Source organism: Herpetosiphon llansteffanensis (genome assembly GCF_003205875.1).
Taxonomy (GTDB): Bacteria; Chloroflexota; Chloroflexia; order Chloroflexales; family Herpetosiphonaceae; genus Herpetosiphon; species Herpetosiphon llansteffanensis.
Window position 1 is genome coordinate 14,413 of the sequence record NZ_PUBZ01000082.1, and the last position, 12,663, is coordinate 27,075.

Annotated in this window: 12 protein-coding genes; 4 read left to right on the forward strand and 8 right to left on the reverse strand. The window is 51.3% G+C overall.

All coding sequences use genetic code 11. From position 1 onward, the window contains the following. Positions 1-23: 23 nt before the first annotated feature. Positions 24-1,376 carry a hypothetical protein gene (locus C5S61_RS08165; protein ID WP_110514575.1) on the reverse strand — a complete coding sequence of 451 codons (1,353 nt, stop codon included), beginning with the start codon at positions 1,374-1,376 and terminating at the stop codon, positions 24-26. Between the two features lie 71 nt (positions 1,377-1,447). Between C5S61_RS08165 and C5S61_RS08170 the strand changes: the two genes are divergently transcribed. Continuing rightward, positions 1,448-2,014: a GNAT family N-acetyltransferase gene (locus C5S61_RS08170; protein ID WP_110514576.1), complete on the forward strand. Its 567-nt coding sequence runs from the start codon at positions 1,448-1,450 to the stop codon at positions 2,012-2,014. Positions 2,015-2,124: 110 nt separating this feature from the next. Continuing rightward, positions 2,125-2,733 carry a trimeric intracellular cation channel family protein gene (locus C5S61_RS08175; protein ID WP_110514577.1) on the forward strand — a complete coding sequence of 203 codons (609 nt, stop codon included), beginning with the start codon at positions 2,125-2,127 and terminating at the stop codon, positions 2,731-2,733. On the opposite strand, the gene C5S61_RS08180 is transcribed toward C5S61_RS08175, so the two are convergent. The 4 genes from C5S61_RS08180 to C5S61_RS08195 all read right to left on the reverse strand — a co-directional run bounded on the left by C5S61_RS08180 (position 2,722) and on the right by C5S61_RS08195 (position 6,059). After that, positions 2,722-3,153: a hypothetical protein gene (locus C5S61_RS08180; RefSeq protein ID WP_110514578.1), complete on the reverse strand. Its 432-nt coding sequence runs from the start codon at positions 3,151-3,153 to the stop codon at positions 2,722-2,724. The genes C5S61_RS08175 and C5S61_RS08180 overlap by 12 nt on opposite strands. After that, entirely contained in the window at positions 3,146-3,598 is a 453-nt protein-coding gene (locus C5S61_RS08185) for an Rv1443c family protein (RefSeq protein ID WP_110514579.1), read from the reverse strand. The genes C5S61_RS08180 and C5S61_RS08185 overlap by 8 nt, the downstream gene beginning before the upstream one ends. Before the next feature lie 390 nt (positions 3,599-3,988). Next, entirely contained in the window at positions 3,989-4,438 is a 450-nt protein-coding gene (locus C5S61_RS08190) for a hypothetical protein (protein ID WP_110514580.1), read from the reverse strand. Between the two features lie 376 nt (positions 4,439-4,814). Further along, on the reverse strand, positions 4,815-6,059 hold the full coding sequence (locus tag C5S61_RS08195; RefSeq protein ID WP_110514581.1) for a metallophosphoesterase family protein: 1,245 nt from the start codon (positions 6,057-6,059) through the stop codon (positions 4,815-4,817). A 136-nt stretch (positions 6,060-6,195) separates the two neighbouring features. Between C5S61_RS08195 and C5S61_RS08200 the strand changes: the two genes are divergently transcribed. Next, positions 6,196-6,804 carry a DsbA family oxidoreductase gene (locus C5S61_RS08200; RefSeq protein WP_110514582.1) on the forward strand — a complete coding sequence of 203 codons (609 nt, stop codon included), beginning with the start codon at positions 6,196-6,198 and terminating at the stop codon, positions 6,802-6,804. Positions 6,805-6,819: 15 nt separating this feature from the next. Continuing rightward, positions 6,820-7,803 (forward strand): CAF17-like 4Fe-4S cluster assembly/insertion protein YgfZ, encoded by a 984-nt coding sequence (gene ygfZ, locus C5S61_RS08205; protein ID WP_110514583.1) that lies wholly within the window; start codon positions 6,820-6,822, stop codon positions 7,801-7,803. A 47-nt stretch (positions 7,804-7,850) separates the two neighbouring features. On the opposite strand, the gene C5S61_RS08210 is transcribed toward ygfZ, so the two are convergent. The 3 genes from C5S61_RS08210 to C5S61_RS08220 form a co-directional block, all read right to left on the reverse strand. Next, positions 7,851-8,501 carry a SanA/YdcF family protein gene (locus tag C5S61_RS08210; protein WP_240614476.1) on the reverse strand — a complete coding sequence of 217 codons (651 nt, stop codon included), beginning with the start codon at positions 8,499-8,501 and terminating at the stop codon, positions 7,851-7,853. A 25-nt stretch (positions 8,502-8,526) separates the two neighbouring features. Further along, positions 8,527-10,899, reverse strand: a complete 2,373-nt coding sequence (locus C5S61_RS08215) for a response regulator (RefSeq protein WP_110514585.1) — start codon at positions 10,897-10,899, stop codon at positions 8,527-8,529. Positions 10,900-10,960: 61 nt separating this feature from the next. After that, positions 10,961-12,655, reverse strand: coding sequence for an ABC transporter permease (locus tag C5S61_RS08220; RefSeq protein WP_110514586.1), 1,695 nt, complete (start codon positions 12,653-12,655; stop codon positions 10,961-10,963). Between the last annotated feature and the right edge of the window lie 8 nt (positions 12,656-12,663).

Consider the following 12,663-nt stretch of genomic DNA (forward strand, 5'->3'; position numbering starts at 1 on the left):
ATTTGGGTGTGGCTCGCCGCTATTTAACCTTGCTGAAGTCGCTGTTGAGCAAGCTTGCGCACATAGCAATTGCCATCGTTGGCTAGTTGCTCGAGCACAGCCCTTGGACAGCTAGGATTCTCGGCCAAGGCAGCGCGGCCAAGCCACCACGGCGAGTTAACCGCCTTAGCAAGATGCTCAATTGGCGTATCAGGATGAGCGCTTGCTAGCATATGCAGCCACGGATCAAGCGCATACAAGGCTTCGATTAATGCTCGTTGAAGAACTTGTTGGCGGATTTCCGGCGAAACATGCTGGTTCTGAAGCACGGTTTGGCGCACAAGCGAAGCCTGATCTTGGGCCAAAAGCGCTAGAATTTCGGAAGTTGCCACCGGATTACGGGCTGCGGCCAAGCGAATTGGCACTGCCGACCAGCTGTAATCGCGCGCCAGCGTCAATAGCAATTTTGGCGTAATACTAGGGTTACTGGCCAACGCCGCCCGCACATGCTGCACATCATCAAGCTCCAACAGTTGGTGGACTGTGCGCGGGGTTGCTGGATTCTTGGCTACAACAAGCCGAATTTTCGGATCATCGTCTTCGGCCAAAATTGCAAGCCCCTTGAGATCGTTCGAATGCGCAACCAGCAGGCGTTGCGCAAGTGGCGCATCAAGCAGCGTGGCATATTTTGGGCTGAAATCAAGCGTTTGTGGTTCAAATGTTGGCATGCTGCTGGCCGAGTTTTGCGTAAAAAGTCTTTGATGCTGCTCAAGGCTCGATTGGCGCAACCAGCCTAGCATTGGCTCGCTGATCGCCTTCAAACTCAGCAATTCTTGCAATACAATAGTTGTTTCGGCTGTTGGCAACGAAACTTGCTGCTGATAGGTTTGATACTGCGCATACCAATCAGCAGCCAAGGTTGGCTTTGAGCCAGCATGCAATCCAACAGTTTGGCTCATTTCGTGGCTAAGCGTTTGAATCAAGGTCAAACTAGGCGCTGGAATGTTGGCGTGGCGCAGCAACTGCAACACATGCAGCGGCTCGATTTGGCGAAACAAATCGGGATTGGCCAAAAGCCACGAATCCAATGCTGGATTAGCGAAGAAAGCAGCAGGCACAGCGGCGGCAAATTCCAAGGCAATCAGCGCTGGAATATTGGGGTTGGTAACCAAGGCTTCGGCTACAGGCGAGGCGTTGCCCTGTTCTAGGAAAATTGCCAGCGGGCCTTGTGGTGCAAGTGTCGTGAGATAATGCAAGCTTGTGCTAGGTTCGATTGAATGCGGTGCTTGAATGAGCTTAAGCCATGCGGCAAGCGCCTGTAATTGCTCGGGAGTAGTGGCAGGATCGTGGGCAAGCCTAAGCATGGCTGGTTGATCAAGCTGGGTCAAATCGAGCATTATCGCTCCTCTCATGTCAATATGAGAACGTGCTACAATCAGCGTTGCTTAATTACGATGGAGTATACCCCATGTTTAGCTCAAGTCGCTTGACCCTGCGCTCTGTTGGCCAAGAAGATCTGCCGATCTTTCATCAATGGTGGGGTGATCCTGAGATTATGGCCTTGCAGACCGATGGTGATATTCGTTTGCGCCATGAACCGACCAACGTGATGATGTTTGACCATTGGTTTCGCGATGGTGGCAGCGATGTTGGCTTCTCGATTGAACTAACAGCAACTGGTCAATTGATTGGCTTCACCAATGTTTGGGGCGCGCAGTTGAAAAATCGCTCGGCAGAATTGGGCATTATGCTTGATCGAGCATTTTGGGATCATGGCTATGGCACGGAGGCGATGCACTTAGTGGTGCGTTATGTTTTTGCTGAGCTTAATTTTCACCGCTTGCAATTGACAGTGCGCGATTACAACCAACGTGCTCAGCGCGTGTATAGCAAAGTTGGCTTCCAAGTGGCTGGGCGTTTGCGCCAAATCAATTTTCGCAATGGTCGCTGGCACGACGACATTGTGATGGACTTGTTGCAGGACGAGTATTTGGCGGCCCATGGAGCCTATCCCTCTAGCCCAACCATGCCCTAAATAGCTATAGACCACTTGCAACTTCGTGGTATAGTAATAGGCAATCGCGACATGAACCGCGCCTGATTTTTCGGCGCGGTTTTGTATTAGCTTAAAACTCAGAGGATGTTGTGGAAACGCTGCTCTCGATTATTGAAATTTGTGCCACGATTGCCTTTGCCATTTCGGGCATTATTACTGCCCGCCGCCGTTCATTCGATTTAATTGGCGTGTATACGGTGGCGTTTGTCACCACGTTTGGCGGTGGTACGGTGCGAGATATTTTGCTCGATCGTCGCCCATTCTACTGGGTGCAACAGCCAATTTACCCAATGTTGATGTTGGGGTTGGCGATTGGCTCGTTTTTTGTGGCGAAAGCCGATTGGGTTGCGCTGACCGAAAAGGCAATTATGATTCCCGATGCCTTTGGCTTGGGCTTGTTTACGGCGGTTGGCGTGGCCTATGGGCTCGAAGCCTCAATGCCAGCCTTCATTGCCGCCTTGATGGGTGTCATTACGGCCTCGGTTGGTGGCATGTTGCGCGATATTTTGTGCAATGAAATTCCCTTGGTGTTTCAGCGCAGCACCCAATTGTATGTAACCTGTGCTTTTGTCGGCGCGTGTGGCTACCTTTTGTGTACCTATCTCAATTTTGATGCGCTGGCGGTGTTGGTCTGTACGGGCATTACCGCCGCGATGCGCTTGGGGGCAGTGCGCTACGATTGGACACTACCGATCTAGGCGTTGCAACGCGGCCAAAGCACTCTCGTTGATCATCGTGCAATAGGGGCTAGCTTCCAAGCCAACGAGGCTAGCCAAGCACATGCGATAATGCTCCAGCGCGAGGGCCAACTGTTCAGTTTGTTCATATGACCAAGCCAAATTCAAATATAGCGATGGCAGAAAGTCGCTGATTGCTGCGTGGTCAACCAATTGAGCCTGTTCAAGCGCAATTCGGTTCCATTCGAGCATCGTTATTGGGGGTTGATGGCGAGCACAATAATGGGCCGCGATGCAGCCATCCAAGGCAGTTTGGCGCATGCGCCAAGCTTGTTGATAAGCGGCTTGAGCAGCAGCAATCTGATCGTGCATTTCGGCCTGCACACCGCGAATACACAATTGCACTACTGGATTCGTTTGGTCAAGCAAAATACTACTCATAACGAAAACGTTTGGCCGCCAAGCGTCGCCAACGGCGCTGACGATGGCGATAAAAAACTTGGGCGAAAAGCCAGATAATTGGCGTTAGCCAGCCAGCCTCAACCACCACATGGTCGCGATAGCGGGTGCTTGTGCCTTCGACCGCCACCTCAATTGTATGATCCCAGCGTTTGATCATGCGACTATGGCCATTATCGCGCAAGGTGAATGGATGTTGCTGCGGGTGAGAAATTACGATTGCCTGTTTGCCGCAGGGAATTAGGCCAAATAAACGTAACTCGACCCAATACGTGCCATCGTGCCAAATTGTCGGCAGCTGGCTTGGTTGTTTGGGCACAAACGTAACCAATGGTTTGGCCACATATTCCAAAAGGCGTGATGTCGTGACATGCTCAATCGCGGTGCTAGCGGCGCAATCCAAGCGCGTGGAAAGATCAACAATCATACCAACAACCCTTAGCGAGCGGAGCAGCATCGCTCCTAAGCTCTACCTTACAACCTTGAATGCTGCGCGGCAAGCCCCAAATTCAGCATTTTGTCGATAATGTTCAATAATTCTCCACAACTTTTTCATAGCCAGTTGCTAGAATACAGCTCAAGCAAGCCCAAATCGCCAGTGGATGTTGCACTCTGCCTCGAAGCATTGGGCTTGCTGCTAAATTTCTCGTGAAAGAGTTTGTGTATGTTGTATCCTGTTTGGTTCAGCTGGCCATGGAGCCGCAATATCGTCCAACAACTTCGCCGTATCTACCACTTTTGCGAGCCTCAGTAAAGCAGATTAAACAATCAACGGAGAGCCGAAGCTCCCCGCTGAAATCAAAAGCTTGCTGCAAATTTACAATTTAAGCGCTTCAGCAACATCGTTAACCAGAATCGTATATTCACCTGGTTGGAGCTGAGCATCAACTTGAATCGTAGTGCTAAATGGTGAGATTTCTTGGGTACACATGGCATCTTTTGGCCGAATCGTCGTTACTTCAATTTTAATCGTGTTGCCTTCGACCACTTGCTTCGCTTCGTGGAATGCAGTGCAGCCATCGTTGAGCATGCCGTTAATTTCAACCATCACTTGGGGCGGCATCGATTCTTTGACCGTAACTGACACGCTCTCAATCATCATCAGGCCAATTTCGTTTTGGGTCAGATCAGGGGTTGGATAGCTCGCGCTATCGGTTGTGGGGGTTACAGCGACTGTCGCCGTTGGCGCAGCCGTTGGTGTCGTTTGTGCGGTGCCGCATGCTGCTAAAACGGAGGTCAATACGAGCAGCAAAATTCCCTTACGCATTCGGTAAAACTCCTTAATTAGAATTGGCGTTGTGCCAATCGCTATAGCACGATCAACGTTAGGATAGCAGATTTTGTTCCTACCCTTGGCTGATCCACGAAGCGTGAGGCTATTGGCTTTTGGCTTTTGGCTTTTGGAACAATTGTTGGTATTGCCAAGGAATCTCCGATAGCCCAAAGCCCTTAGCCATCTTTCTTCCTCTGCGTCTCTGCGTTAAAATAACGATCCACGAAGCGCACGAAACCACGAAGAACGCGAAGAGCACAAGATTATTTTTTAGCCACAGATTGCACAGATTGGCTCAGATGCTTAGGATTATGTTCTTTGCTCTATGCTCTTTGTTCTGACTTCATCCCTCATCCTTCATCCTTCTAAATTATCCCTGTTCGCTTGCCTGTTCTGCTTTGATCAGGGCATCGGCGGCTTTGAGCATATGCTCGCGGCGCGTAGTGCTGATGTTGCTGCTCTCAAGGTAGATTTCTAATGCGCGGCGTGGCGTAAGCCCTTCGTTCAATTCGCTGGCAACTGCTGCATAGCGGGTGCGTTCGCTGCGTTTGGCATCAATTGCAATGCTGGCAATCACATGGGTTTCGGCAGCTTCAAGCAAACGCCGCAGCTCTGCTTCATCAAGTTGCGGGCGTTGCTCAGCGGCAGCACTAATCAACAGGCGCACGACAGCGCCTGCTAAATCACGTTTGCTAATTGCTTGGGCTACGCGCTCCATTGGGTCGCTGCTACCAGTCACATCAACTTTAATTGTGACAAATGGCCGTGGATGCACCGCAATTGGCTGGAAGGTCGCATCTTCCCAATTATTTTCAATTTCAACAATCACCACCTGTTTTTGCTCGGTTTCTTCGCTAAAATCGATCCGTTCAATCGAGCCAGGATAGATCATCGGTGGATTTTGGCTGAGCACTTGATAGCGATGAATATGACCCAACGCCACGTATTGAATGCCTGGCTGAGCCAAAAGCGAGGGTGGTAAAATCAGATCGTTGCCCAACATCACCGAGCGTTCAGCGCCATAGGTGGCATTGGAAACCGTGCCATGAAAGGTTAAAATCGCAGGTAAATCGCCACGTAATTTTTCTGGCACTTGTTCGAGCCAAGCCCCGACCCGCCGTAATAATTCAGCTTCGAGTTCGGCAAATGGCAATTCACGAATATCATCTTTGGTTAAAATTGCGTGGCGGCTAATCCATGGCACGGCAACAATTTGAATGCTGCCAGCGCGAGTTTCGATCGTATGAATCCCAAGCCGATCGGCAATCGTCACGCCTTCAATCGCCAGCGTATCGAAAATTTCCACCGAGTGGGCTTTGCCAGCAGCAGCAGAAACATCGTGGTTGCCAACCAAAATAAACACCGGAATCCCACGATCCAAGACGCTACGCAGGCGGCGGGCAAATTCGCGTTGATGGGTTGGGTTGGGCGTACGGTTTTTGTAAATATCGCCAGCAATCAGCACCAAATCAACATCTTGCTCGATGCCAATCTCTAACGCTTCTGCAAAACGATCAAGATAATCGATTAAGCGCGTGTTGAGGCCGGTTGCATTATCGAGGCGGCCATAATTTTCCATGCCAATGTGAATATCTGCGAGGTGGAGAATTTTCATTGCCCAATCCCTTTAATAGCTCATGTGTTTGGTTAGTCTACCACAATCGGCGGCTCGTGGTAGACTGAAAAGGCCGCTAGTTAATTGAGGTTTACGCTTGCTTAGCGGCTGTTCTTGCGCGGAAAGGAAAGCTAGTATGTCGGTTAGCGTTGATGTATGGTCGGATTTTGTTTGTCCCTTTTGTTTTCTTGTTTCAACCAGCTTAAAACGCTTGGAAGAAACTCACGATATTGAATTGACATGGCACGCCTTTGAATTGCGGCCATTTGGCTCGCCGCCACCAGACGCGCAATATCGCCAATTTATTGCCGAGAAAACGCCAGCGATGGTGGTCATGGCCAAAGCCCAATATGGCGTGGATATTCAACAAGGGCCGTTTGGCATCGATAGCCGTTGGGCGCATCGGGCGACCAAATGGGCCGAACAACAAGGCGCTGGCAATGCCTTTGCCAAAGCAGTATTGGCCGCCTATTGGTTGCAAGGCCAAGATATTAGCCAAATCGAAGTGCTGGCAAGCTGCGCCGAATCAGTTGGGCTTAATGCGAGCAATTTAGCAGCAAGCTTGGCCGAGCCACTCTACGATGAAGCTGTTGAAGAAGATATTGCGCTGGCGCAGCAACTGCGCTTGAGCGGCGTACCTGCCAGTGTTTTTGCCAAACGCTACTTGGTTGTGGGCGCACAACCCTACGACGTGTTTGCCGATGTTTTGCAACAAGCCCTTGACCCACAACAACCAAGCAACTAGAGGAGGTCGTTGGTTATGAATGAACAGGCGTATCGAGCTGCCAGCGAGCAAGCGGTCTATTTGGATCGCTCATCGGCTGGGTGTGTGGAAATTACAGGCCGTGACCGTTTGGTGTTGATTAATCGGCTTTCGACCAATGCAGTGCTCAATTTGGCTCCTGGCACTGGTCAAATTACGGTGCTGACCACCAACATTGGGCGAATTATCGATTTAATCACGATCTTGGCGATCGATGATGATACGATTTGGGCGATTACGAGCGCCAATCGTGGAGCACAATTAACGACTTATCTTGGCCGCAATAAGTTTTATGGCGATCAATTCAAGGTGCGCGATGTCACCGAGAGCGTGCATCAGATGCGGGTGTATGGCAGCCAAGCCACCGCAATCTTAGAGCAATTGACCAACCAAGCACTCGAGCAGGTTGGTTTGTGGCAGCATGTCAGCGCGGAAATCGATGGCTGTCCGGTGCGCTTGGCGCGTATTCGCCCGATGCGCGGCGCTGGCTGGGCAATTTTTGCCGATCTCGCAGCAGCCGATGCTTTATGTGAAGCCTTCGACGATGCCAAGGCAGCCTTGCTTGACCGCGAAACCTACCATACCTTGCGGGTTGAAGCTGGTTACCCAGCCTTGAATGAACTCAACGAGGAGTATATTCCGCTTGAGGCCAATTTGTGGGATGCAGTCAGCTTCAACAAAGGTTGTTACATTGGCCAAGAAATTATTGCGCGCATGGATAGTCGCGGGCGCTTGGCCAAAAAGCTCCAAGGCTTGCAACTGAGCGGCGTGGTTGAAGTGCCTGCTCAATTGCTTAGCAATGGCAAAGATGCTGGTACATTGACCAGCGTGGTTTGGTCGCCAGACTTGAAGCAGTACATTGGTTTGGGCTATGTGCGTACTGCCCACGAGATTGGCAGCCAATTCAGCGTTGGCGAGCAGCAAGCAACCGTGGTCGAATTGCCATTTATTGCCCAAACCGAGCCAACTACGGTCGAATAATCATCCCACAACCGCCGAAGTTGTCGCCAATTTCGGCGGTTACTGCTTTATTGTTGGGCGCTGGTGTTTTCACCCAAGCCGACGCTTGGCCCCAAAAAGGTTGGTTGCGGCTGGCTGATATGCACTTCAAACAGCGCTTTGCAACGCGCCAACCATTCGCGAGTGGTGTAGCGCACTTGGGTCATTGGCGGATAGTAGGTGGTGGCCTGTTCTGGCTGATGGCTCCAATCAGGAATGCTCAGGCCAATCGCCGCCAACCCCAACTCGCGACAGGTGTAGATTGCACGCGGCAAATGATAGTCTTGGGTCACAAGGATTGCTTGTTCAAGGCCAAAAATCGCTTTGGCTCGATAGCAGGTTTCGTAGGTGCTGAAGCCAGCATAGTCGCGGGTAATCGCGCTAGTAGGCACGCCATGGGCCAGCGCATACTCACGCATCACGCTCACTTCATCATAATTAACTTGGCTATTATCGCCACTCATCAAGAGGTGTTGCACTTTGCCTGCTTGATATAAACGAATTGCGCCATCAAGCCGCTCTCGTAGCGCTGCGCTTGGTTGATTGTTGCGAATGCCAGCCCCAAATACAATTGCAACCTGTTGGCTTGGAATACTCGCCAGATCGTCGAAACGATAAGCGGCGGTTGCCCAACGCACCCAACTATTGACCAGCAATAGAGCAATTGCAAACGCAAGCATTAAGCGCACGCTCCAGCGGAGCAATTTACGTGGTTGTAGGCGGTTGCTCCACCCGTCGCCGAACTTGCTCGCGTACCAAGGCCAAAATCTCTTCACGTCGCACATTCCCCTTACTAACCACGCGCTCAACCGTTGCTTCGAGCTGCTGCCGTTCTTCATCGGTTAGCTCTTTGGCCGAAACCACAATAATTGGCAGATCGCGGAATTGCTCAAGCTCTTGCAAGGCAGCAATCGTTTCAAAACCATCCATTTCAGGCATCATGAGGTCGAGAATCATTGCGCCAAATGGGCGGCTATGCAATGCGCCCAAGGCTTCGCGGCCATTGGCAGCCTCGTAGACCTTCCAGCCAGCGCCTTCGAGCATGCGCCGCAACATCGCCCGACTATCCTGATCGTCATCAACGACCAGCACCAATTGGGTTTTATCGTTTTGCGGGTCGATACAACTGCGCAGGGTGCGCAACAATTGGCCGCGATCAACGGGCTTGATCAAATAATCGTAAACCCCAAACGAAACGCCTTGGTTCGGCTCGGCCACAATCGTATGCATAATGACCGGAATCGCGGCAATCGTTGGATCGGCCTTGATTTCGGCCAAAATTTCCCAGCCATTGATATGGCCTGGCAGCAAAACATCGAGCAAAATCGCCATTGGATGATACGTCCGCACCATCGCCAAACCATCTTCACCATTGAGTGCGCTCAAAACGCTCCAGCCTTCACGCTTGAGGGTGCGCGAAAGCATGTGGTGCACATTACGATCGTCATCAATAATCAGCACTTTTGGTTGATTGGTATTGGCCTCACTAATAATAACTGGCGCTTCATCAAGTAGCGAAACTGGAGCCATATCGATGACCGATTGCGGCAGATGCACGCTAAAGGTCGAGCCAACGCCCAACTCGCTTTGCACCCGAATATCGCCGCCAAGCAGCTGCGCCAAACGGCGACTTAAGGCCAAGCCCAACCCAGTGCCACCATATTTGCGCGTCGTTGAAGCGTCGGCTTGGGTAAATGGCTGAAATAAGCGGGCTAATTGGGCGTTGCTCATGCCAATGCCATTATCGTGCACGCTAAAATTGATCCAACCAGATTCTTCGCTCGGCTGCACTCGGAGCGTAATTCGGCCATGCTCGGTGAATTTGGCAGCGTTACTCAGCAAATTGACCAAAATCTGGCGCAAGCGCGTTTCATCGCTAATCATCGTTAGCAAGCCCGCCGATTCGATCACCAAGCGATTTTCATTTTTGATGATCATTGGATCGACGGTGGAGCGCACATCGTGCAACAATTGAGGCAGCGAAATTTCCTCAGGCAAAATTTCAACCTTGCCCGATTCAATCTTGGCCAAATCCAAAATATCGTTGATCAAGGTCAGCAAATGGCGACCTGAAAGCCGAATCCGATCGAGATCTTCGATCATGGCGGTTTGGCCGAGGTCTTCGCATTCCTCTTGCAGAATTTCGCTATAGCCGATGATCGCGTTGAGGGGCGTGCGCAGTTCGTGGCTCATATTGGCCAAGAAATTACTTTTGGCGCGATTGGCTTCTTCGGCCACAAATTGCAAGCGTTGCGCGTGATCTTTAGCTTGTTCCAGTCGCTCAATTTGGCCGCGAATCGTTTGGGCCATGGTGTTGAAACTGGCGGCAAGCTGGCCAACTTCATCATAACGCCGAATCGGAATATCGCTTGAGAAATCGCCATCAGCAAAGCGTTTCGCACCATCGCGCACCAAATTAAATTGGCCACCAACCCGCCCTAGCAGATAGTAGACGAATAGAATTAGCAGCACAAATATCGCCATACTGCGGCCAGTTAAGGCCACAATCATGCGGCCATTTTGCTTGGTAATCGAGGCTTCGAGCGCTTCAGATTGGTCGTCGATAATATCGGATAAGACTTGGCTGGCATCGTCGAGTTGGTCGGCTCGCTCATGGACGATTTTCCAAACCGAAAGCTCATCAGGCGAACGGTCGTTGCTGGCATTTTGCAAGCGCAAATCGATTTGCGCGAGGTAGGCAATGCCTGCATCTTGATAATCGGTGCTCAGCTTTTGCACCTGATCGAAGGCGGCTTGGGTTTCGGGGCTTGGTTGCATGTGCTGGAAGAATTGTTCGAGTTCGAGGCGTTTATCATCGAAGGCTTGGCGATAACGGGTATAGTGTTCGCGCTCATCGCTATAGCCCAAGGCATAGGCATCGAGCGCATGAGCTTGATATTGGGTATAGAGGCTAATTTCGCGGGCTAAGCGTTCTGCATCTTCGAGATCAATCACATATTCAATATCATCATTGAGCATATTGCGCTCAATAATCCCAACGATATTTAACCCGGTCATTAAGCTCAAAAGCACGGTTGCAATGGTGATCATTGTCCGGCGTACCGACCCTCGTTTCATGCAACCATCCTTCGCCAAGCCAACTGATTCCAATGCTATTATACTCCATTCTGTCTAGTTATCACCATTCGCTACCTTGGTCGCGGAAGCGCTCCAACAGCCCAAAACTTACAAAGGTAACCAGCATCAACAGGCTGCTCATTGCCAAAGCTTGGCCATAGTTGCTTGCGCCAGGTTGGCCCAAAAAGCGAAAGATTACCACGGGCATGGTGGCGGTATCGGGGCTGGTTACGCTCACAACCAGCGCTGCCCCAAAATCGCCTAACGAAACAGTAAAGGCAAAGAGCGCCGAAGCCATGATGCTTGGCCAGAGCAAACCCAAATCGACTTCGCACCAAGCCTGCCATGGTTTTGCACCCAACATACGCGCAGCCTCGCGTAAACGTGGGTTTAAACGCCGCAAAGCTGGCAACATTGTGCGAATCACGAATGGCAAGGCCAGCAAAGTATGGGCGAGTGGCAACAAGCCAGACCAACGCCGCAGATCAGGAGTTTCCCAGCCCCAAAGTTCATACGAACGAAAAGCGATAATATAACCCAAACCAATGGTTACCGCCGATGTTCCCAAGGGCAGCATCAGCATGCCATCGAGCAGCTTGGTTAGGTGGCCTTGGGGCTGAGCCAGCAAATAGGCACAGGGCATACCAAACGCCAACGCCAAGATTGTGGTAATGCCTGCATAGCGCAGCGAATTGAGCATAGCTTGGGTTGGCGGCACATAGGCATAACTACCACGCTGATTGATGCTCAGCATGCGAAAATATTCAAGGCTCCACTGACCATCAAGCCGCAATGCGCCAAGCAGCAAACTGCCCAATGGCAAGACGATCAGACTCCCCACCAGCAGCATAACCAAGCCAATAGCCAAGCGCGTTGGCCAACGCTGAGCACGACGCAACGGCAATTGCTGCGCTTCTTGGGCCACGCTGCTCCGCCGTACAAGCCGCGTATAGGCCAAGGTCAAGCCCAAACTGGTGAGAATTTGCAACAGCGAGAGAGTTGCAGCAACAGGCAAATTAAATTGACGAATCGCTTGATCATAAATTTCGACCTCGATCGTGCGTTGTTGGCTGCTGCCCAATAACAGCACCGTGCCAAAGGCCGAAAACGTAAAGGTAAAAACCAATAATGCTGCTGCTAATAAGGCTGGCATTGCCAAGGGCAAGGTCACTTCGAGCCAAACCCGCCAGCGCGGCGCGCCCAGCACATTGGCCGAAGCCTCCAAACGCTGGTCGTGGTTGCTCCAATAGGCGCTGAGCAAACGCACCACCACCGTCAAGTTGAAAAAAACATGGGCCAGCAAAATCATGCCAAGGCTTTGCTCAAGCTGCAACGGCGCTTGCGTAAGCTCAAACCACGCCATCAACCAGCGATTGACCAAGCCACGCTCGCCAAGCAAAGCCCGAAAAGCCAAGGCTACAACCACAGTTGGTAACACAAATGGCACTGCAATCAACGAGCGAATCAATGCCCGCCCGGGAAAGCGATAGTGCGCCAGAATATAGGCGGTTGGCACGCCGAGCAGCAGGGTAAACAGGGTTGAAAGGCTGGCTTGCCAAGCGCTCCAGGCCACAACATGCAGCAAGCTACGGTTGCTCACGACTGCTTGAATGGCAACCAACAAGCCCTTTTCTGCAAAGGCGCGTTGCATAATTGCCCACAGTGGCACTCCAAAAAAGAGCATAAAAAAAGCGAGCGCTGGCAAGGCCAAAAGCCAATAGAGCCATTGAATGCGCCGCTGGTTGCTGTTTGACATAGCTATTT